The 23989-nt window shown below is 41.3% G+C and carries 16 protein-coding genes and 1 riboswitch; of the genes, 6 read left to right on the top strand and 10 right to left on the bottom strand.

Features of this window, described 5'->3' with window-relative positions:
- The first annotated feature begins 126 nt into the window (after positions 1–126).
- Both EWE74_RS04485 and EWE74_RS04480 read left to right on the top strand, forming a co-directional pair.
- Positions 127–2433: a WG repeat-containing protein gene (locus EWE74_RS04485; RefSeq protein WP_130140308.1), complete on the top strand. Its 2307-nt coding sequence runs from the start codon at positions 127–129 to the stop codon at positions 2431–2433.
- A 1-nt stretch (position 2434) separates the two neighbouring features.
- A complete protein-coding gene (locus tag EWE74_RS04480; protein WP_130140307.1) occupies positions 2435–4921 on the top strand; it encodes a WG repeat-containing protein in 2487 nt (828 codons plus the stop codon).
- 287 nt (positions 4922–5208) lie between these two features.
- Here the strand turns inward: EWE74_RS04480 and EWE74_RS04475 are convergent, their stop codons facing one another.
- From EWE74_RS04475 to EWE74_RS04440, 8 genes are all read right to left on the bottom strand, one after another.
- The gene (locus EWE74_RS04475; RefSeq protein WP_165384638.1) at positions 5209–6273 is read right to left on the bottom strand and encodes an endonuclease/exonuclease/phosphatase family protein; all 1065 of its coding nucleotides are present in this window, start codon (positions 6271–6273) and stop codon (positions 5209–5211) included.
- A gap of 35 nt (positions 6274–6308) precedes the next feature.
- Positions 6309–10181, bottom strand: a complete 3873-nt coding sequence (locus tag EWE74_RS04470; protein ID WP_130140306.1) for a caspase family protein — start codon at positions 10179–10181, stop codon at positions 6309–6311.
- Positions 10182–10368: 187 nt separating this feature from the next.
- Positions 10369–10950 (bottom strand): YceI family protein, encoded by a 582-nt coding sequence (locus EWE74_RS04465; RefSeq protein ID WP_130140305.1) that lies wholly within the window; start codon positions 10948–10950, stop codon positions 10369–10371.
- A gap of 77 nt (positions 10951–11027) precedes the next feature.
- A complete protein-coding gene (locus tag EWE74_RS04460) occupies positions 11028–12329 on the bottom strand; it encodes an NAD(P)/FAD-dependent oxidoreductase (RefSeq protein ID WP_130140304.1) in 1302 nt (433 codons plus the stop codon).
- A gap of 114 nt (positions 12330–12443) precedes the next feature.
- Positions 12444–13727, bottom strand: coding sequence for a histidinol dehydrogenase (gene hisD, locus EWE74_RS04455; protein WP_130140303.1), 1284 nt, complete (start codon positions 13725–13727; stop codon positions 12444–12446).
- Entirely contained in the window at positions 13727–14578 is an 852-nt protein-coding gene (gene hisG, locus EWE74_RS04450) for an ATP phosphoribosyltransferase (protein WP_130140302.1), read from the bottom strand. The genes hisD and hisG overlap by 1 nt, the downstream gene beginning before the upstream one ends.
- A 204-nt stretch (positions 14579–14782) precedes the next feature.
- Entirely contained in the window at positions 14783–15622 is an 840-nt protein-coding gene (locus EWE74_RS04445) for a prephenate dehydrogenase (RefSeq protein ID WP_130140301.1), read from the bottom strand.
- Positions 15623–15632: 10 nt separating this feature from the next.
- Positions 15633–16805, bottom strand: coding sequence for a pyridoxal phosphate-dependent aminotransferase (locus EWE74_RS04440; RefSeq protein WP_130140300.1), 1173 nt, complete (start codon positions 16803–16805; stop codon positions 15633–15635).
- Between the two features lie 162 nt (positions 16806–16967).
- On the opposite strand from EWE74_RS04440, the gene EWE74_RS04435 reads away from it, so the two are divergent.
- The 4 genes from EWE74_RS04435 to EWE74_RS04420 all read left to right on the top strand — a co-directional run bounded on the left by EWE74_RS04435 (position 16968) and on the right by EWE74_RS04420 (position 21756).
- The gene (locus EWE74_RS04435) at positions 16968–18800 is read left to right on the top strand and encodes an ABC transporter ATP-binding protein (RefSeq protein ID WP_130140299.1); all 1833 of its coding nucleotides are present in this window, start codon (positions 16968–16970) and stop codon (positions 18798–18800) included.
- Positions 18801–19215: 415 nt separating this feature from the next.
- Positions 19216–20409 carry a radical SAM protein gene (locus EWE74_RS04430; RefSeq protein ID WP_130140298.1) on the top strand — a complete coding sequence of 398 codons (1194 nt, stop codon included), beginning with the start codon at positions 19216–19218 and terminating at the stop codon, positions 20407–20409.
- Between the two features lie 10 nt (positions 20410–20419).
- A complete protein-coding gene (locus tag EWE74_RS04425) occupies positions 20420–21037 on the top strand; it encodes a histidine phosphatase family protein (RefSeq protein ID WP_130140297.1) in 618 nt (205 codons plus the stop codon).
- A complete protein-coding gene (locus tag EWE74_RS04420) occupies positions 21037–21756 on the top strand; it encodes a menaquinone biosynthetic enzyme MqnA/MqnD family protein (protein WP_130140296.1) in 720 nt (239 codons plus the stop codon). The genes EWE74_RS04425 and EWE74_RS04420 overlap by 1 nt, the downstream gene beginning before the upstream one ends.
- Before the next feature lie 2 nt (positions 21757–21758).
- Here the strand turns inward: EWE74_RS04420 and EWE74_RS04415 are convergent, their stop codons facing one another.
- Positions 21759–22919, bottom strand: a complete 1161-nt coding sequence (locus EWE74_RS04415) for a chloride channel protein (RefSeq protein ID WP_165384637.1) — start codon at positions 22917–22919, stop codon at positions 21759–21761.
- Between the two features lie 93 nt (positions 22920–23012).
- Positions 23013–23076, bottom strand: a riboswitch (Fluoride riboswitch).
- 49 nt (positions 23077–23125) lie between these two features.
- Positions 23126–23977 carry an AraC family transcriptional regulator gene (locus EWE74_RS04410; RefSeq protein ID WP_130140294.1) on the bottom strand — a complete coding sequence of 284 codons (852 nt, stop codon included), beginning with the start codon at positions 23975–23977 and terminating at the stop codon, positions 23126–23128.
- Positions 23978–23989 lie beyond the last annotated feature (12 nt).

Raw genomic sequence — 23989 nt, 5'->3', positions numbered from 1 at the left:
CAGATACTTGTGAACCAATACAATCCCCTTTTTCCGGTATTTCTAACATACCGCTTCAAAACTACTGGAATTCAGGTATAGCATGTTTTGGGATAATAGGCTATTTTTGAACAAAAATACTATAAGATGAAACATCTGTTATCTATAATTCTATTTTTATCCGTTTGCTTGGGGTTTTCTCAAGAACCACAAGTGGTAAGCTCTGTAGCATTCGGCGATTATCTGTCTCCCTTGGTAAAAATAAAAAAACAAGGCCGGGAATATTATGTTCATCCTTTTTCTGGACATACGATAGATAAAGTAGAAGAGCATGCTGCAGATCTATTTGTGGTCATTAAAGACGGGGCGTACGGCGTATTGAAAGAAGATGGAAACCTCATCGTTCCTTTCGAATACGACAACATCAAGCTGCATGCCGAGTACGACGGGCAATGGTATGAAGGCATTCCTTACAAATATAAATTCATCATTTTAAAAAAGAATGGTAAGGTAGGAGCCGCGAATGAAAACGGCGATATTGTCGTACCGCTCCAGTATCAGGACGCAGAGCCTATCAATAAAAATGTGATCGCCATTGCTGAAGATAATCTTTGGGGCTGGGTATCTGCCCTGGACGGCACCACAATGCAGCAACCAGTCTACGAATACGTGAGTGATTTTTTTAACGACGAGTATGTGGAAGTTAGGAATGGCGAGCTTGCAGGACTGGCGCTTAATAGCGGCGAGCTGATTGTCCCGGTAGAATACGAAGGATTCATGCGTTTTCTTCCAAACGGCAAGAACACGCTATTTGAAGGGATTAAAGAAAAGAAGTCTTTTTTATTCAATACATCGGGCAAATTAATATCCTACGGACATTCGGACTATAAATCGATAGCAGATTCGGATCAGTTGATTTTTAAAGAAAACGACCGATATGGGATACTCGATCCGGCGGAACAACAAGTTGTGGCTGCTCCGGAGTTCGAGATTATAAACGATTTCATACGAGGACTGGCTACGGCAAAGAAAAACGGTAAATATGGCGTAATAGATACCAAGGGAAAAGCCGTAATCGGTTTTGAATACGATGAAATTAGCTTTTTATCGGCGGCAGGCCATAGTAAGTCCTATTCGGCGCCCGTAATCTCGATGACGGCACCAAAGCCGAGTCACAATCAGGACGAGAAGCTTAAAGCGCGCTTGCAACACGAGGTCGAGATGGAACAGCAGCCTTACGTCATCGAGATAAAGAAAGGGCAATCGGTAAGCGTAGCAGATTGGCAAGGAAAGATCTTCATCGCCCCAGATAAATATCAGGCGGTACGGCCAGTATATTACATGGGCAGCACATTTTTTGAAGTGACGCGAAATGGTAAGTTCGGAATGTTGGATGAAAAGGGGGCGGAGATGGTACCCCCACACTATGAACACGACCTGTCTTATCAGTTTTCCGCCAGTGCAGTAGAATATGAGCATGGCATTTACGGTAGGTTTATTCCACTATCCCGGACAACACAGGCAGATATCACGGGTTTTGATATAGGATTATTCGATCTTAAATTAAAGAAGACCGTGATCCAACCGGCCCAGCAGACCATCACGATATTAACGAGCGAATGGATAAAAATCCGAAAAACGCTTCCGGATTATACGTATGAGTTGTACGTCTACGATATCAAGCAGGAAAAACCTATTCCGCTCCCTTCCGACGTGGTAGACTTCGAACTGATCAACAATCGATTTTTGATGCAACAATTGAGGGACGATACGTACCGCCTCACAGATCTGAATGGAAAAAAAGTGTATGATAACCCGCAATGGAGCAGGTTGGGATCTTACCACCTTATTCGGTTTCCGCACGTTAAAGATCTCCGAAACGGCGAGTTTTACCATGGCCTCAAGAAGGTGTATGCTGATGAAGGTAACCTTTTTATCGACGAAAAGGGGATAGAAAAACGCTTCGAGGACATCGATCAGGTCGATGATTTTTACGAAGGCGTGGCATTAGCAGCTCAAAAAGTGGCGAATGAGGAAGGCCGTTCACGAAACAGATATCTATATGGAGTCGTTGATCTAAAAGGAAACGCTATACTGCCTTTTGAATACGATGAAGTGACGGCGACAAGCGGTAACTCGGAACTGTTACAGGTACGCAAAGGAGAGCTGTTCGGACTGATCCGTCGAGACGGGACACAGGTACTGCCTGCGGTTTATAACTACGTGGAGTCGGTTTTCGACTATCCTAATAGGATTGTAGCCAAAAACGAAAAGTACGGCTTGGTCGATAGCTTGGGCAAAGTGCTGATAGAACCCATGTATGACGACATACGTAGAAACAGCTACGGTATCGATAAGACATGGCCTCTTCTTGTTCAAGATGGCGAGTGGTATTATTTTGTAGACAGTAACGGACAAAAATCAACTGTTAAATCTAAACAGAAACACTATTAGTATGCACGCTTTTCAAATAACCTGTCTATTGCTCGGACTAAGTATATCTGTTGCTAGTGGGCAGGTGGTGTACACGACCTCACAGGAAAGTACAAATACGATCCTACAACCGTTTGACGGTGGCCTGGCGCGGATACAGGAAAATAATCAGATCGTATACATCAACCGCAAGGGAGAAAAATTGATAATCTCCGAGACTAATGGTGTCATCGTAAACGATCCTGTTGCCATAAAGGCGTACGAGGAGGAGCAAAAAAACGGAAGAGGGTTGCCTAAAAATGTGCTGAAGTACCATGCTGATAGTGGATGTGGCGTATTATCCCCGACCGGAGAGGTGTTGCTTATGGCGGCTTATGACGAAGTCGACATCAAATTCCAACAATTCTGGAAGCTCAAGAAAGATAATAAGATAAGCATGTATCTGCCAGACAATACCGTACTACCGTTTTTTGAGGATATCGGCTATCTGGATGGTGAGTATTTCGATGTCATGCAAGACGGTAAGTGGTATTTATACCATAAAACCCAACAGAAAATAGTCAGCGGTGCCTACGACAAATTTGATTACTGCGGTGGCTGTACCATTCCACAGCGGTACGTATATACGCAAAAAGGCGGCAAGTGGGGTATTATCGACTGGCAGGAGAATGTCCTGATACCGTTTCAGTACGATCATATCCATCATGGTATGCGGGGCGACAACTGGGTCACCTCGTTTTCTAAAGACGGTCATGCGGTCACGGTAAACATACGCACTCAGGAAGAGTTCTTAGAGGGAGAGGTTTTGATGGGGATGCTCATAATCGCGAAGGAAGGTAAATATGGTGCATACGGACAGGATGGGGCACTAGTTGTGCCTTTCGACTATGATAAGATTACAAGACCGAATGCCAATTATTACCTGGGTTACCGAGGCGATTATCTGCTCACAACCAAACAGCGTAAGACCGGTGTCATTGATCTTGGCGGTAACGTCATCATCCCCAATGAATACGATGAGCTGATGATATACGATGATTATTTTGTAGGTCGCAAAAACAACATATCCTATCTATTAAATAAAAAACACGAAGTACTTTTTGAGGTAGAAAATGGTCAGATAGCTCATTTGTCCGAGACGTTTTACTCCTCGGGAAGTAACGGGATTAATGTATTTAAGTTCCATACAAATGCTTTATATGGATTATATTTTGCAGATTCCGGAAAGACAATATCACCACAATTCTACGAGGTGGAAAGAGCAGATTACGCATTCGATGGTCGGGAAGACCTACCTTACATCCGTGCAGAAAAGCAGGGCGTTTTTAACCTCTTTGATCACAATGGAGAGCCGATTATTCCAGGCGAATACCAAGCCATTTCTATGGACCGGTCTTTTCCCTCATCGTTTATTAAAGTAAAGCGCGACGAACTGACAGGTATCTATGATCGCACTCATCAACGCGAAATTATACCTATCCAATATCGTGATGTAGAGGTTCTGGATAGTCTATGTGGACTCATCATAGCCAAAGACGGCGACTACGATAGCCAACTTATTCATCTTTATGATTTTACAGGCAGCCGACTGATCGATGAAGATTTAAAACAAATCTATCCTGTTACGGATGACACATACCTCATGCAGTATACCGGGGACGGCACTTTCGCTTTGTATCATGGCAAATACCGTACAGTATATAATCTGCCGTACAAAGCGGTTTACGATGTAGGTTCGGACAAAGTGATCTTGGTATCAGATGATTCAAAAACGGGAAAGCTCTATGATATACTGCTATTGGAGGAGTTGTCGGATACGTATGATATAAGTAATTTCACCTATCGGGATAGGTATGATGACACCGGCGAACAAACTGCCCCACGTAGATACCCGATACTCCATCGCTTTATCAATAAAATGGCCATTATAGAAGGCGAACAGGGGGTAGGATATATTAACGAACAGGGCAACGTTATTTTAGAGCCTACATTTGCCAAAGCCGACCCGTTTTCTGCTTCCGGTATCGGATTAGTGGCCAATTATACAGGAGAGTATTATAGACAGATGCGTGCGGGGTATGTCGACACCACCGGTAATTTTATATTTCCCATGCAGGATACGGAAAATCTGGGGGCACTGTTGCCGCACGAGATAATCATGAACGAATTTGTACTCTTGTTCAATACAAAAAACAACAATTGGAATATGGGGCTGGGAAATGTCCGTACGCGGGAGATTGTGATCCCGATCGAATATAGCTTCATTCGTGGTACATTTGACCAAGCATATTTTTTGTTGCAACAGGGTGATAAGTGGGGGATTGCGGACCGCACGGGTGCGATTATTCTTCCTGCAGTGTATGATGGTATTAAGATTAGCGATGCACTTTTTCGAGGTAGTAAGCCTCAGGATCTATTTCCGGTTCTTATTTCGGAAGGCGGTAAATGGAAATATATGAATGAAGACGGAACCTATTTGCCGGTAGTTGGCGATTACATTTATGATTAGCTAAGCTATACTATTACACATATCTGCTTCGCTCTTCCTTTATACTTTCTTCGCCCATTGACCGTGTTTTTTAAGGTATTTTACCGTGTAGTTACCGAGCCGCGCACGGTAATTACACGTTGGTGACACGGTAAATATACGGTAAATTGGCGAACAGAGTCCGAATAGAGTCCGAACAGATAGCGAAGGTTCTCCGAACAGGAAGTGAACCGGATAGCGATTATCTTCCATGACCTTAAGAGGCACATCCTATCCCGAATATAGCGTATAGAAACGCCACCATCTTATTACTTTTTTGACGTCATACTCCTCTCAATCATAAATGTTGCCAAATTAGCTTTATGGTCCGTTGGCCAAATACCTGTCGGTACGATAAAAGAATCTTCCGAGTCCCTTTCCTTTACCTTTCCTCTTACTATGGTTTCCTCCGGCCCTACGATGGACACGTTACTCAACGACCACGCCGAGTTAGGATAATAATATATAAAATCTATGCGATCTCTTTCGTCCGCTTCTGGAGCCCAGGTGAGCTTGTCGACCGGTACTGCATTGTTTGCAGATGGAAACGTAAATCCAGGATATTTGACTGCATCAGGAAATTTTTGTCGATACGAATCAATCATGCCCATCTCAGACAGCATAACGGAACAATCCCAATGAATAACCAGACCATTGTGATCCCGAATATCTTTAGTGTCTGCCTGCCAATCCATGTGAGATGGTTCATTAAAATCACCTCCCAACAAAACTAGGTTTCCTTTTTCAATTTCAACCTTAGCATCTTTCACAAAAGCGCTTATCGATTCATCCCTTTCTGAGAGCCTATTGGCTTTTAAAATCGAGTCGGCATTATCAATAGGAGAGGCGATTTTCTTCCAACTGACGCCGCTGTATCCGCGGGGAAGATAACATTCATAATGTTTATAATCTAAATGTGCCGAATAAACGGCCAATGTGTGACCTTCAATGGATATGTAAGCTTTCGCCATTGGTCCTTGAACCTCTGATGCACAGCACGCGTTTGCACTTTCTATTGGATACTTCGACATTAAACTTGCGCTTCCATTGCTCGTTTCTCCATAATATATCTTGCCTAATATTTTTAGGGTATCTACTAACTTAGTGACAACATTGATATTGTTATGCTTTGTTTCGCAGAGGAGTATAATATCCGGGTCTATTTGCTCGATAATTCCTAGTAGTCCTTTAAAGCCGCCGGGTACAGCAGTCGCGCCATGCCATGCATTTATTTGTAGTACTTTTATCTGTTTGCCCACCGGTTTTTCTGAACCTGTATTTCCGATAGCCCAAAAAGCAAATACCACAAATACAACTATTATTAATTTATTCATAATATTCGTTTTAAATTTCATATCGACTTGATTTCTCAATCCACAATATCAACGTCCGCACGTATCATTTCATAGCATTTCTTTGATTTTTTTTGAATATTGTCCAGACCGTTTCGTGATAATTTGATACGAATCTGTCGCTGTTTGTAGGCATTCAACAAGGTTTCAGTTGCCGCAGTGTGATCATTATAGGCCGCAAAGTAGATAGCCGGTTGTCTATCGAAATGCCAAGCTTCTTCTATATCTACATTGTTGCGAAGCAATATGTTGATCGCTTGAAGGTTATTTTGTCTCGCAGCGTACATCAATAAGGTTAGTCCAGATTGTTTTTTGTTCAGATCAAACCCATCTTTTATCGCCGCTTGTAGATAATTGATATCATCGAATCCTTTTGCCGCTTCGAATATCTTCCCTTCTCGGGTGTCTTTAATCTCAATCAGATAGTTCTTGAAATCTTGGTTAGCCTGTCTCAACATGGGTCTCTGTTGCCCCTGGGTCATCTTCAAAGTATTCAAAGAAGCGTCTTTAATGATCTCGTACACGTCCAAATAGTTGTTTTGATCGAGGTCGTTGTTTATGTTCAGCAAACTATTGATAAAATTATAGGTGAATATACCATTGTTGGCACTAGCTGATTCGATGGCATACTCGCTTGCACTAGAGGCGGCAATAATGTCGATGCCATTCCCTTGGTTTAGTGTTTCGAATGCGAAGTCTATTAATTGAGGCTTATTTTTATCCATTGATTGGGCGATCGAACCGCGTTTAATGATTTTTAGATCTTCCTCTTCATTATATTCGTAATACACAGGTGTGATATAATCGTCATCCAAACCGGTATGGCAAGCATCCATGATCAGTAATTTGTACAACGATGGAACATCTTCTAACACTTTTAGATAGTTGTCTATTAACAAACCCTTGTCTATAGGTTTGTCGAATTTCATGTCATGAGGTGCCAAGTAAAGGTTTTTCTCCTCATCGAGTAACCCATGCCCGGCAAAATAGATAAAGACTTGATCTGTCGGTTTTATATCGCGAAGAAACTCTTTTGTCTTGGATAGGATGTTCTCCAACGTCGCTTCGCTGTCATGTATCTGTAGGTTGTATTGGTTGTCGTAAGTGTATAGTAACTTTGAGGTCGAACTAATATCTTCAGCATCTTTGCGCGCATATGTCAAATTATACGTGCTGTCTTGGTATTTTGATATTCCTATTGCAACAGTGTAAATATCTGTTTTTGATTTTTGATATCCTTTGATATATTGGTGGTCCCCAGTAGTTTCATTTCCGTTCTCATCAATTAGAACAATACTGATCTTGTTGATTTCGTTGTATAGCTCAATGCTATCGATCACAACATTGCTTTGGAGGTTTTCGACAGATTTTAACTTAACCCCATTGACATATATGGTATAACCTTTCACATTTTGTAGAGGTTCATCAAAAGATGCATTTAGGACAAATTTCTGTTCGGGGGTGATCAATAGTTTTGAGGTTTTAGCATAGTCAAATCTGATATCATGTGTGATCGGAGTAGTTTGTTTATTTCGCGCTATTCTTTTGTCGATTATTTGCTCGATGTGTGTTAAAAAATCCGGATCACTATAACCTAAGTCCTGAAGTACGATATCCGGACGATTGTAGTGAGTGTCTATATAGTTGAAGTCAGGGTTGAAATCGGCGTTCCAATAAAGGGCAGATTTGTAGCTACCCGTTGCCGCATACAAGTTGTCGGATGATAGCAAGAGTGTCTCTGGATGTTCAATGACCGTTTCGCTTTTGGACATATCAAAACGGGACTTACACAAAATGTTTATATGTATTGGGTTCGTCAGCGTTTCCGTATTCCATATGATCAATTGATCCATTTTGTTCAGGATAAAGAGATTAGGTGAATGCGGATCTTTAATGATTTTGCGGACACCTTCCTTAATAGGGATAGAGAGCCGGGTTTTATCAGAAAAATCCACAATATAAACACTGTCTCTGTATATACTGGCAAATGCGTAGGTATTGTTCCGGATATGGGTGTATGATTTATTTGTTTCGTGTAGTAGTCCTGACAGCAAGAAATTGTCAAAGGGTATGTCGACTTTCTCATGACTACTGGAAAAGAACCCGTCTTCGGTAAGGTAAACTGAATTGTCACTTTTAAAGGTCAGTAGCTTATATTTGGTCGTGTTGATGATTTTTCCTTTTTCGAGATCTATCCAGTGTTGTATGGGGTTTCCGTAATTAGCCGCATTAAAGAAGATAACCAGGAGCTTTTTATCTGCGATGAACCTCGAATGGTCAAATACCATAAAAGGGCTTGTGTCATTTTCGTAATAGTTGGTCAGATTGACTCTGAGATCAATCTTCTTGATCTGGTTGTTTTTACTGACGTATAGTGTATATTGGTTTTCGGACAGTTCTATGTTACCATTGTTTAAAGGGATACTATTTTGATACGAAGCAAACCAATAAAATAGACTGTCATTGACAAGATGGGTTGGCTGGTCGTGCATATTGTAAACGCGATGGAACTTATCTCTATATTTTACAACAGGATATTCATAGTTTCCAAGATCACTATTGTAATAATATAATGTGGTATCCTTAAAGTCATAATCCGTATTTTTTTCTTTACCAAAGAGAAGGTTTGATAGATAAGTAGGAAAGTTGATTGTAGGGGTATATCGTATTTGTTGGGTAGCTAAGTCGACTTCAAATAACTCGTTGTATCTCCCGATCAACATATTTCCAGGTTTGTCCGTAAACTCTATGACCTCTATTCTTTGCTGTAAAGTATCAATCATGGAGAATAGGTACCCATGATCTATATCCAAAATATCATGATTGAAGGCTAATAGATTTAAGGAGCCATTATAGCTGATGTGTTTTCCAGGAAATGATGAAAGGCCACCTATTCTGTTAAATGGACGTCGTAAATGATCGTTGATCTGGATGATATTGTAAGTATTATAATCAGATCTTTCTTGTTTGCTATTGTCAATCAGATAGACCTGGTCATCTTTGGTGACTATGAAATTTTCATTGCTACTTATCGAATAGCTGCCATCTGGCATTTCATAGAAATACGGCGTGATGCTTTTGGTTTCTATTACTTTGTCCTCAATATAGTCATAGAGCGTATATCTATTGCTCAGGATATGCAACTTGTTGTTCATTGTTTTTATAGTCGCATAGGCGTCTTTTTTATCTTGGATAGGGAGGATATAGGATAAGCTATCGGTCTGTGGGGTGTACTTGAGGATATCTGATGGTGTTGCCACGAATATGTGTCGTCCATCGGTTGATATGCTGTTTACATGATGATGCACTCCTAGGTTTTTTAGCGTTAAAGTATAGGAGTCTAAATCTACAGTAGCAAGGTATTGTCTTTCTGCAACTGTTTCTTTCTCTGTGATCATCACAATAAAGCAGAGCTGCTTTGTTTCGATATTGTGGTGCCAGATCTGGGGCGATGCTATCCGAAACGTGGAGTTGTAATAGATTTCTTTGGCAATCTCGGCAAATGGGGCGAGGGATATAGAGTCGGTTCTCTGCGGTTGGGTGTCGCGAAAATTATACTGCGTTATATATAGGTAATCAACAGGTGTAGAGTATCCCGCCTCCATATGATGAGCAAGATAGAAGGATTGTTCGTCCCGAGGAATGATATAGCTTTTCTCAGGAACATCTATAAAGTTGACATATTGTCTTTTTCGGATATTGTAGATGGCTGTCTTTTTATCATCAAGGGTTAAGAGATAATTTCCTTCAGGGCTAAACTCGCGTTGTCGGAAACTGGATAAACTTTGGTTTACCCCAAGGTGTACCTTTTGGGCAAAGGCGTCAGATAAACAGAATGTACAGATAAAAATGGCAACCGTAATTAAAGGTATTTTAGGACGTGTATTCATAAACAAAGGTTATAGTTATCATTTTGTATAGTCCGAATTTACTAAATTTCATCCAGATTTAACGGTGGCAGACAGTTTGTCGGTAATAATATGATTCTAGAGAGAATGCTTGTCCGGCATACATTAGTATGTCCAATTAAAAAAGCCCAACTATTGTTGAGCTTCTTATTCTTTATGAGCGTTATTTTTAGTCTTTTTTATGACCAAATTCGCCATCAGCTTTGATATGTACTTCGTCACTGATCATAGGTGCAGGAAAGCCAGCACCTAAGCCAAAATCAGAGCGTTTGATTTGTCCAGTGATTTGAATACCTGCTACAGGAGCACCGTCAGCATTTGGATTTTGAGTCGTTCCACGATGTTTCATCGTCATGGTAACCGGTTTGGTAATACCTAATAAAGTGAGGTTACCTTGTAGGGTAAAAGTATCTTTTCCTGCTTTCTTGATAGAAGTGCTTTTGAATGTCATGGTAGGATATTTTTCGACATCAAAAAAATCTGCACTTTTTAAATGATTGTCCCGTGGTTCAACTCTGGTGTCGATCGAATTTGTCTGCACTGTCAATTCGATAACCGCATCACTAAAGTCTTCTTTAGCTGAAACGATAGAAACGTCGTATGAGCCAAAATGCCCCGGAACATCAGCAATACCCAAATGAGTCACGGTAAAACCTAATTTAGAATGATACGGATCTGCCGTCCAAGTTGTCTGCGCAAACAATCCTATCGAGACGAATAGGAAGGTAAAAAATAACGTTAACTTTTTCATTTTATTTCTATTTTTTTGATAAAACAAAATTACTATAAGTGTTTATAACATCTATTGATGTATGTTAAGAAATCAAATTAGCCGTGTATATTCGTTCTCACTTCATTATTATCCCGTTTCCGTTCACTGCGTACAATTAAACGAAGGCCTGAGTTCGCAGAATAGAAAGACCATACCCAATTGCCCAACAATTTCCACCTATTTCGGAAGCCTGCAATAGGGAAGAGGTGGATAAGCAGCCAAGTAAGCCATGCAAAGAATCCTGTAAAAGAAAATTTTGGCAGGTCGGCCACGGCATGATATCGGGCAATAATAGCCATACTTCCTTTGTCTATGTAGGAGAACGGTTTTAACGATTGTCCTTGATCTTTCGCAATAATATTCTTTGCTAATCGTACACCCTGTTGCATCGCTACTTGAGCGAGTTGCGGATGACCATTTGGGAAGTTGGGATCCGTATCCTGAAAGCAGAGGTCGCCAATAGCAAAAATGTTGTTATAGCCCTGCACGGCGTTGAATTGATCGACCAGTACACGGCGCCCTCTTCCAAATTTTTCGGCAGGTAGTCCTGGTAACTCCCGGGCGATGACACCAGATGTCCAAATTAATGTTTTTGTTTTTATTTCCGCACCATTGGCCAGGATCACGGTATCATCTACATAATCTTTAACAGCAGTATTCAACGTAATGTCCACACCGAGTTTTTCTAAAACTTCCTGTGCTTCTCTTTGAGCAACGCTGCTCATAGGACCTAATAGAGCTGGCGCTGCGTCTACCAAGTGGATATTCGGTTTTAATCCCGCTAATTCCGGATATTCTTTTTTTACGATACGTTCACTAAGTTCTGCAATCATGCCCGATACTTCTACGCCAGAAGGACCGCCGCCTGCAACAACAATGTTTAGATAAGTCTCACGGTTCGGGTCATCTTTTCGTTGAATGTAATCTTCCAAGTTTAGTAACAGCTTATTGCGAATAGCTAAAGCATCGGTGATATTCTTCATCGGAAACGCTTTTTTCTTCACATTCTCCATGCCGAAAAAGTTAGTTTCCGTTCCTGTCGCTAATATCAGGTAGTCGTATGTTAGGTTACCCGTATCTGTTTCGACAACATTGCTCTCCGGAAGGATATTCAATAACTTTCCGAGATGAAAAGCAAAGCCGTTATGTCTTTTAAACATTTTACGGAAAGGCATACTGATATTTGATGCTTCGATGAATGCAGTCGCTGCTTGATAAATTAACGGAGGAAAGAAATTGTAATTATTGATATCTACCAGGGTCACTTTGTAGGCAGGATTTTTTCCTAAAGATTTGATGAAATTTATACCTGCAAATCCACCACCTACAACGATAATGTGTTTTTTATTATCTGCCATAATAAGCTGTTCGTTTGTTTAAGTATTTACCCAACAGAGATAGAACAAAACTTTCTTCTCTTTTGTTTGATAAATGTGCAGCAAAGATAGGAAAACCGATAAGAATTGCGTGTGCTATTTTCGGATACTTACAGCATTCTTATGTGCGTGCAATCCTTCCAGCTCCGCTAATGTCTCCACGGTAGAACCAATATGGTTCAATCCTTCGCGGGAGATATGCTGAAACGTGATTTTCTTGACAAAGGAATCGACCGATACACCAGAATAAGAACGAGCATAGCCCGATGTAGGTAGCGTATGGTTGGTCCCTGATGCGTAATCACCCGCACTTTCTGGGGTAAGATGGCCTAAAAACACCGAACCTGCATTGATAATACGTGGAAGCAAACTTTTCCATTCGTCCGTTTCCAAAATTAAATGTTCAGGTGCATATTGATTGGAGAAATCGAGTGCTTCCTGTAAATCGTTTACCGCAACGGCGTACGAATTTTTAAGGGCCATATGTGCTATTTCCGCACGAGGTAATACGTCCAGCTGCTTTTTAAGCTCGATATTAACCCGCTGGATAATATCCGCAGACGTGGTTATAAGAACCGCTTGACTGTCCGGCCCGTGTTCTGCCTGTGCTAGTAAATCTGCTGCAACAAAAGCCGGCTGGGCGGTATGATCAGCGATAACCAAAACCTCCGAGGGACCCGCGGGCATGTCTATACTAACATTTGTTATACTCTGGATCATGCTCTTTGCTTTCGTCACAAACTGATTGCCAGGGCCAAATATCTTGTCCACTTTAGGCACGCTTTCGGTACCATAAGCCATCGCGGCAACTGCCTGTGCCCCGCCCACGAGGTATATTTTATCAATTTTCAGGAGCTGAAGGCAGTACGCCACAAACCCGTTTATTTTTCCAGTCTGTTGTGGTGGCGAACAGACGACAATTTCTTTGCATCCTGCAATACGCGCCGGAATACCGAGCATCAGCAAGGTGCTAGGCAAAACCGCGGAACCACCAGGGATATATAGGCCCACTTTTTCGATGGGACGTGCCTCACGCCAACATTCTACGCCAGGCATGGTTTCCACGACGCGTTCTCTACGGAGTTGGCTACTATGGAATTTATGGATGTTTTGAAAGGCTATCTCCAACGCACGCTGTTGGTCACGTGTGATCGTGGTAGCCAATGTTGCAATATCTTCTTTTTCTAAATAAAGCCGCTTTAATGCCACTTTGTCGAATTTTAAAGCCAGCTCTTGGAGAGATTGATCGCCACGTTGGCGAACGTCGTTTATAATCTGCGATACAGCGTCTTGAATGGCATGCGTAGCGTCGGTGTTACGCGCAACCAATTGTTCAATATCTGCAGCGGTTAAACTTTGAAAGGAATACTGTTTTAACATTATAGTATTATTTTTTCGATAGGCATGACCACAATACCTTGTGCGCCTGCGGCTTTCAATTTATTGATTTTGTCCCAGAAATCATCTTCAGGAATAACAGTGTGGACAGCAACCCAACCCTCTTCTGCTAATGGTACAACTGTTGGGCTTTTAACACCGGGCAAGAGCGATGTTATTTTTGGCAAATTGCTTTTTTCCACATTTAATACCACATATTTTGTTTCTTTCGCACGCAATACAGACCGTACACGCTGTAATAGTTCACATAATATAGGATTTTCTGTCAATCCTTCGCGACCGATAAGAATGGCTTCAGAACGACGTACATCGGCAAAGGGTTTAAGTCCGTTACTTTTTAATGTGCCACCCGTAGAAACAATATCGCAGATCGCATCACTCAACCCTAAGCCAGGAGCTATCTCCACAGAACCCGAAATTTGTTGTATCTCAGCTGATAGGTTATGCTCCGCCAAAAATTCCTGGAGGATGTTAGGATAGGTGGTCGCGATCGCTTTACCCTGTAGGTCCTGAAGTTGTTGTATATCCGAATCTTTTGGAATTCCGATCTTTAAGGTGCAGCGTCCAAAGCCCAACCTTTCTAAATAGGTGACTTTTTCCTGGGATTCATCAATAACATTTTCGCCAACAATACCTAAATCAGCAATGCCTTGGGCAACATATCCGGGAATATCATCGTCACGAAGGAACAATATTTCCAGGTTGAAATTATTTACCGTGGTAATAAGGGAGCTTTTATAATTTTCAAAATCAAGACCACAGTTTTTAAGCAATTGGACTGATTTTTCATTTAATCTACCCGATTTTTGGATAGCGATTTTAAGATTCTTCAAAATGTAGGATTTTTAATGTTTACTATTATTAATATACAAGAAAGATAACTCGGGGTTTTGCTTCACGTAGAAACACATTACATTACATATCGCCAAAATGGCGATGATGGAAATGGACGTGACGTGTGAACAAATAAGTCATTTTTATTAATAATGCAACAAAAGTATACTATTGTTGTGTGTTTTGCAAGTTTATGGGTGAAATTATTTGATGATTCTTTTTATCTTATTGGACTTCTTGATGAGCTTATTCAACCCTTCGTAGTCCTCTTTATCTAATTTCGTATATAGATTTTGTAACTGCTTAATGTGTTCTTCCAATACTTCTAATACATTGGCGCGATTCTGTTTAAAGATGGGCGTCCACATGTCGGGAGACGATTTTGCCAGGCGAACCGTGGATTCGAATCCAGAGCCTGCGAGTTCAAAAATACGACCCTGTGATTTTTCTTTTTCTAAAACAGTCAGTGCTAAAGCAAAGGAAGTGAGGTGGGAAATGTGCGATACATAAGCGGTATGCATATCGTGCTCCTCTGCGGTCATGAATGTTGTTTTCATTTCTAACTGATCTGTCAGAGCATCCGCTAGCTCGAAAGCATCTTCATCTGTTTTGAATGCTTCGACATAGACCATTACCTTGCCTTTATACAGATTAGGAACTGCCGCTTCCGGCCCTGAATATTCCGTACCTGTCATAGGGTGCGCTGCGATATAACGTCCCCGGTTAGGGTGATCCGCTATCAAATTTAAAATATTTGCCTTGGTAGAACCCATATCAATGACAACTTGATCCGTCACCTTATCCAAAATAGCTGGTAGCATGTTCATGATCGCATCTACAGGTACAGTTAAGATAATAATTCGGCTGGATGCAATTGCTTCATCCAATGACTGGATTTCATCAACAAGCCCTAATTGTAATGCCTTTTTTGCATTAGCTTCGTTTTTTTCTACACCGATTATCTTTTTTCCAAACTGGGTTTCTTTCAGCCGGATGCCAATAGAACCCCCAATTAGTCCAACCCCGACAATAGTTATATTCATTTTTGATTTTTTATACGAATTTTAATTCTGTCTCTATTCGCTTGATAGCGTTTTCCAATACTGCCTCTGTTGCGCATAAGCTGATGCGGATATATCGTTTGCCAGCGTCGCCAAATATCCCACCTGGTGTAATAAATACATGCGCTTGATGTAGTATATCATCGCTTAATGCGTATCCGTCCGGATATTTGTCGGGAACTTTCGCCCAAACGAAAAGTCCGACCTGAGAACGGTCATAGTCGCATTCCAAGATATCCATAATATGGAAAACCTTTTCCCGTCTTTTTGCATATACTGTATTGAGTTCGGTATACCAGGATGAATCTAATCGAAGCGCCGTTGCAGCAGCCGATTGTAAGGGAAGAAACATGCCCGAATCCATATTGCTTTTAAAACGTAAAATCTCGTTGATACGGTTTTCGTCCGCTATCAACATGCCAATACGCCATCCCGCCATATTGGATGATTTGCTCAGCGAATTTAATTCGATAGCTACTTCCTTAGCATCTGCAGCCGCAAAAATACTCATCGGATGTTCATTCAGGATAAAGCTATACGGATTGTCATGACAGATCAGGATATTGTGCTTCTTACCAAAAGCGATAATCGCTTCAAAGAAATCTTTATTTGCCAGGGCTCCGGTCGGCATGTGCGGATAATTGATCCACATCATTTTTACTTTAGATAAGTCCCTTAGTTCCAAAGCATCCAAATCTGGCAGCCAGCCGCGCTCTTCTGTTAATTCATAAGGCACAACGGTAGCTCCTGCTATGCGAACGGCACTGGTGTAGGCCGGGTATCCTGGATTGGGCACCAATGCCTCATCCCCTTCCTGCAGGTAGGTCATGCAAATATGCATGATTCCCTCTTTGGAGCCGATCAACGGGAGTATTTCCGTTGCCGGATTCAATGCTACCTGATAATAGCGGGCATACCAGTCTGCCATGGCCTGGCGCAAGGTCGGTATTCCTCTGTAATTCCCCGGGTATCCATGCGTATTATCCTTAGCGGCTTCCCGCTCCAAAACCTCGATTACCGAGGGATGGGGTGGCAAATCGGGACTTCCGATACCTAAGTTAATCACCTGTGCCCCACGCTTATTCATCTCGTCGATTTCCCGCAACTTCTTCGAAAAGTAGTATTCCTCCGTATGTTGCAACCTTTGGGCAACCTTTATATGCATATTGATAATTTTGAAATTTAGCGCCTAAATTACAGATTATATGCAATAAAAAACCGTATTTAATGGTAAAATATCAAATGAGTGCAACAATAGGATGATGTTGACGCTTTTAGATTAGGTAAAATGCTTTTGTTTGTTACTTTTGTAGTCTCAATATAGTACATGAAGACATACTTTAGACTGTTATCTTTTGCAAAACCTATCGGGAAATACGCTGTTCCCTATATTATCTGTACGATTATTACGGTAGTTTTCGGCACACTTAATCTTGCTTTATTAGCCCCTTTATTGCAGGTCTTGTTCAAAGGGACGGGCGACGTAGATGTCGATGCTACAGATACCCTCACTAGGCCGGAGGGCTATAATATGGGAGATTGGTTTATGTATTTAGCGGACAAATTATACTATGATATCGGGCCGTATGAAGCCCTAAAATACGTCTGTATTGTCATCGTGGCATCGGTGTTTATCAGTAACTTATTTCGTTACCTATCACAACGAGTGATGGAAAATTTGCGGATACATACGCTTTTAAATTTGCGTAAGGCAGTTTTTAATAATGTAATGGACCTCCACCTAGGATATTTTACGAATAGTAGAAAAGGAGATGTGATATCCAAAATTGCATCAGATGTACAGGTGGTGCAGTTTTCCGTAACATCAACCTTACAAGTGGCCTTTAAAGAGCCGTTGCAGCTGATTGCATATGTGGTTGTGCTTTTTGCACTTTCTACCAAACTGACTTTGTTTTCGCTTGCCGTTATTCCTGTTTCCGCATTTTTTATATCCTTGATCGTGAAAAAATTGAGGCAACAAGCACGTGAAGGACAACAATCGTATGCGAATATGATTTCTTATTTGGATGAGGCACTTTCTGGCGTCAAAATTATCAAAGCCTTTAATGCTATTCCATTCGTAAAAGACCGTTTTAATGGTGAAAGTGAGCGTTATTCGAAGATCATGCGGAGGATGGTGCGTAGGCAACAGATGAGTTCGCCTGTCTCTGAATTATTGGGCGTGGTAATGGTGGCGGTCATTTTGCTCTATGGAGGGAACTTAGTTTTAGCCGGGGAGGGAGAGCTAGCGGCCTCTGAATTCATTACTTATATTGCTATTTTCTCGCAGGTAATGCGCCCGGCAAAAGCTTTAACAGATGCATTTTCTAGTATCCATAACGGTATTGCTGCAGGGGAACGTGTGTTGGAACTTATCGATGAACATAGTATAGTGACGGACAAGCTGGACGCGAAGCCGGTAAATGGTTTTAATCGTGCGATCGAATTTAAAGATGTGAATTTTGCGTATGGTGAAAAACAGGTGCTGAAAGATATCAATATTGCCATTCCAAAAGGGAAGACTGTAGCATTAGTCGGACCATCGGGAGGGGGGAAATCCACCTTGGTCGATTTGATTCCACGGTTTATGGACGTGACCGGAGGAGCGATTTTAGTAGATGGTATAGATGTACGTGATCTTCAACAACAATCCCTGCGGACATTGATTGGTACGGTTAATCAGGAAACAGTATTGTTCAACGATACGATATTTAATAACATTGCTTTTGCCCAACCGAGCGCAACGATGGAAGAGGTGGAGCGTGCAGCGCGTATTGCGAACGCACACGACTTTATCTTGAAAACGGAACATGGCTATGAGACAAATATCGGTGACCGTGGCGCGAAATTATCCGGTGGTCAGCGACAACGTATATGTATTGCCCGGGCGGTATTGCGAAATCCGCCGATCATGTTGTTGGACGAAGCAACCTCGGCCTTGGATACAGAATCCGAAAAACTGGTACAGGATTCCCTGTATAAATTGATGGAGAATAGAACAACGGTGGTTATTGCCCATCGCCTGAGTACGATTCAGAGTGCAGATAATATCGTCGTGATTGAAAACGGACAGGTAGTGGAGCAAGGTAACCATCATGATTTAATCGTGAAAGACGGGTTATATAAACGGTTGATTGATATGCAGCAGTTTATTGATTAGTCTTCTTCTTCATTTTTTTCTTGATAAAAAAACGAAGCAAAAAAATCAAGACTGAGCATGTTTTCGCTATCTTTATTTGTATATTCCTAAACAGAATGGAACTCGCTATCGCTCAAGCAACATTCTGTTTTTAACGGAATAGCCTGCATAAAGATGGACGCGAAAAAACGCAAGGTCATTTTACACCGAGGAATGGCAATCTATTATTCATCGCATCTCTTTCGCTTTGGAGGAATGCCAGTGGGATGGGATGATATAATTGTACTACCTCTAATTGACATTAAAGGTCGCATCTGGATGTTTGAGGTTTGTAGAAACTCATCCTTAGTACTATCCACTATCTCAAATATCCGAAGCGACGATTTTTTCGTTCTTTTTTCTAAAAAAAGAACATAAATTTGTTTAGGAGGCAGAAATGAACGCAACGGAGAAACTTGACTTTTTAATTCAAGACAAAAATTTAGATATCGAATTAAGGCATATCGCCCAGAAAGTGCTTCATGGTGAGCGGGTGAGTTTTGACGAGGGTGTTATACTATATGAACGCGGGGAGTTAGGCTACTTAGGTGCATTGGCTAACTATATTCGTGAGAAGAAACATGGTGACTATACATACTTCAACAGAAATTTTCATATCGAACCCACTAACGTATGTGTGTACGACTGTAAGTTCTGTGCTTACTCTCGTCTGATTAAAGAGCGAGAGCAAGGGTGGGAGATGGACGTAGCCGGTATGATGGACATTGTACGCAAGTATGATGATGAACCGGTTACCGAGGTACACATTACAGGAGGAGTAGTACCTAAACAGAACTTAGATTTCTACGCGGACTTTTTTCGTCAATGCAAATCACATCGTCCTGATTTACATATCAAAGGACTTACACCAGTAGAATATTACTACATATTCAGGAAAGCAAAAATGAACCATTACGATGGCCTGAAATATTTGCAGGAATGTGGCCTTGACTCTATGCCGGGAGGTGGTGCGGAGATCTTTCATCCGGAAGTCCGGGAGAAAATCGCTGGCGATAAGTGTACGGCCGAGCAATGGTTGGATATTCACGAACAAGCGCACAGCTTAGGAATGCGTACCAACGCTACCATATTGTATGGGCATATCGAGGAATTTTGGCACCGTGTAGATCACATGGAGCGACTGCGACAATTGCAGGATACAACAGGAGGTTTCCAAGCATTCATCCCTTTGAAATTTCGCAATCAAGGTCATCAAATGTCGCACGTTCCGGAAGTATCGGTTGTGGAAGACCTACGAAACTATGCTATTGCACGGATTTATATGGATAATTTCGATCATATCAAAGCTTATTGGGCGATGATTTCCAGAGATACGGCGCAACTTTCTTTGGCATTCGGTGTAGACGATATAGACGGTACGTTGGACGATACAACCAAAATCTACTCCATGGCCGGTGCGGAAGAACAACATCCGGCAATGAGTACACGTCAACTTGTCGAGCTTATCAAACAGGTGGACAGACATCCCATTGAACGAGACACGCTTTATAAAGTGGTTACGGATTATAAAGACGTGGTTTTTGACGATACGAACAAACCAAATTATTATTCGTTACCCGTAATAGAATAACAGTTAGACATTGAGAAAGACATTTTATTTTATCCGACACGGACAAACAGATTTAAATTTAAAGGGAATAGTTCAGGGGAGAGGTGTAGATTCTCCACTTAATGAAATGGGACATAAACAAGCACAGGCTTTTTATGAAGCTTTTCATCATGTGCCCTTTGATAAAATATACACCTCTACCTTGTTACGAACCAAACAAACTGTTCGACTTTTTCTAAAACAAGGTATACCTAGTGAAGAACTAAGTGGCTTGGACGAAATTTCTTGGGGGATTTATGAAGGGAAGGAGCAGGATGAAACCATTATAACAGGTTTTGAGGAAGTGGTGAGTTCCTGGCGGGATGGAAACTTGGATTTAAGCATTGAGCAAGGAGAGTCCCCGAACCAGCTTGTCGCTCGCCAGCAACAAGCGATATCCTACATGCTGCAGCAGCATAACGAAGAAAGGGTGTTGGTATGTATGCACGGTAGGGCTATGCGCATCATGCTCTGTCATTTGACAGGAGTACCTGTATACCTCATGGATGACTTTCCGCATACCAATACTGCGCTGTATGTATTGGAATATAATGGTCGTCATTTTACGATCGTAGACCATTATAATGTTAAACATCTAGAAAACATATAATGAGGAAAATAGCGGTATCTGCTGTTTCTTATACGAATACCCTCCCATTTTTGAACGGTATAAGAAACTCAGACGTGATAAATGTGATAGATCTATCGGTGGACTATCCAAGTGAATGTGCGCGAAAGGTGATTGAAAATGAGGTGGATATGGGAATTATTCCTATTGCTGCTTTAGCTAAACTATCTGATTATCAAATTGTCGGTGATTACTGTATCGGTAGTAATGGTGCAGTAGATTCCGTTTTTATCTTTTCAGAAAAGCCAATCAATGAAATTGAAACGCTGCTGTTGGATAAGCAGTCCAGAACTTCCAATGGTTTAGCCCAAATTCTGTTGAAGCACTATTGGAAAAAAGATATACAGGTGCTAACAGAAGGACAAGCAGATGCTCATGTGTTGATTGGCGATCGTACGTTTGGTAAAAAAAGCAATGTACCGTTTGCCTATGATATGGGGTATTATTGGAAAGAAATGACAGGTTTGCCTTTTGCATTCGCCGTATGGGTTGCGAACAAAAGATTGCCTGATGATTTCAAAGAAGCATTCAACAACGCGCTAGCCGAAGGGGTAGCGCACCCAGAGGGTGTTATCCCTGGGTTACCGATATATGAGGATTTCGATTACTACACCTATTTGACAGAGAGTCTTGATTTTCATCTGACCGCAGATAAAAGAAAAGCAATAGATTTGTATCTGGAGTTGTATAAGGCATTGTAAACTTAAAAAAGCTTGAAGTTTTTCATTCGCTGCGAACTATAAATACCTTTCTTCCCAGAGATTACAAAACTGATTAAACAGGTTGTCAGGAAAAATACGCCGTATTGCCAGCCAAATAATTCCATCGCCATTACTGTACAGGCAAGAGGTGTTTTGGTGCAGCCTGCAAATACGGAGACGAAACCGGTAGCGGCCAGGAGTGCCAGAGGAAGGGGGATGAAAGGTGCTAGTGCGTTACCTAAGGTAGCCCCGATGAAAAACAATGGTGTGACTTCTCCTCCCTTAAAACCAGCACTCAATGTTAATGCTGTTAGTCCTATTTTGATCAGGAAATCTGTTGGAGGAAGTGGTTGTTGAAAAGCATCGATAATCGTTGGGATACCGAGGCCTATGTGCTTGGTTGTTTGCAATAGGTAGACTGCTAAAATAACTAATATACCACCAATGAAAGGACGAAGTAGCGGTTGCTTTATTTTCTGGAATCCTATACTACATACATCACCTGTATAACGAAACAAGATGGATGTCAGTCCAAATAAGATCCCTGCGAGAAACAAATAAGCAACAATAGAAAAAGACCAGTTGGGAACTTCACCAATGGGGGGATAATGCGTGTGCAAATCACCATACAAGCCGCATATCCAATTCGAAAGTAATGATGTAGCCAGTATAGCACTTACACCTCGCCAACGTATTTTGCCTAATTGAACCACTTCGATAGCGAAAATAGCACCCGCCAACGGCGTTCCGAAAAGTGACGCAAATCCAGCAGCTATCCCACATAATAGAAGAATACGTTTTTCCTGTTTCCCGAGCGGAACAAATTTATTGAATTGAACCGCGACTGTACCACCATATTGCACGGCTGTTCCCTCGCGTCCGGCCGATCCGCCAAAAAGATGGGTAATCAATGTCGTCAGAATGACCATAGGAGCCATTTTCAATGGAACCCCCGATGGCGTAGGATAGTAATATTCTTCCAATAAAAGGTTATTTCCTTTTTGTGCATTTCCACCATATCGTTGATACCACCATACAATTAACATACCCGCAAAAGGTAACATGTATATAACCCCAATATGTGTATCTCGAAAGAGGGTAACATCCTGTAAGGCATATAGAAATATGGCAGAGAGTGAACCTACTAATCCAGAAATAGCCATTATTAAAAACAACCATTTAAAAAGGGGACATATAAAACGGGAAACTGACTTTATCATGCTTTATCAATAACTATCTTGTTTGAAGATTATTCAAATAAAGTAGACGTCATCAGCTTTTTTAGAGCGGTTTAGGGCAGACATCATTGCCGCGGCTCAACAAATGTACGTATTTCCAAAGGAACGTGCAATAGATCTATATAGCATAATTACGATATGGCTTCCCGATAAGCCGAGGGAGTATAAGTGGTACTCGATTTGAATATTTTATGAAAACTGACGAAATTATGAAAACCGCACTCAAAACAGATTTCTTTAATAGGCGCATTGCTTTCAGATAGGAGCTTACAAGCCTGTCCTATTCGGAGTTCATTCACAAATTCAATTAATGTTTTACCCGTGCGCTGTTTAAAATAACGGCAGAAGGAGTTCGATGTCATACCTGCTACATGAGCAATTTCGTCCAGTTGGATTTTCGATTTATAGTGTAGGCGAATATAATCCAAGATTTTGTTCATCCGAAGATAATCGCCTTGTTGTTGTGGGTTGGTGTAATTCGGGCTTACTAACGTCGTTGGTGTCGGTAGGGATGCTGTATAATCGAGTATATCCAGCAGCATTGCGAGGCGTTTTAGGGGTGTTTGAACGGATAGATTTTCAAAAAAATGTCGAAGACGCAGATCGCTTGATGGAAATAAAATAGCTTGTTTGGCTAATCGATAAACCTGCTTAATATCTTGGGCTTCGGGTACTTCCAAAAAATCAGCACCGATAAAATCAGGTTTAAAATGAACGACTTGGATATCTGCATGACATATTTCTGCTTTGATGTATTCTTCGTCAAAAAGCCAGTAGTGCGGCGTATTTGAGCCTATTAAAACTATGAAATTATCAGCAAACTGTTGTATGCAGTCCCCCACAAAGAATGTCCCTTTTCCTTGCCTGATATGGATAAACTCCAATTCTTCATGATAATGCCATACATTGTGGTTTTGAGGCGTGTTATCATGCCGGACAGTGATAGAGCTATAGGTGGACGATGTATGAACTAACCGTTGCATAAAAAATGTAAT

It is taken from the genome of Sphingobacterium corticibacterium (assembly GCF_004208525.1).
GTDB classification, from domain to species: Bacteria; Bacteroidota; Bacteroidia; order Sphingobacteriales; family Sphingobacteriaceae; genus Sphingobacterium; species Sphingobacterium corticibacterium.
Note: the sequence above shows the minus strand (reverse complement) of the source record. Positions and strands in the feature narration are given on the sequence as shown.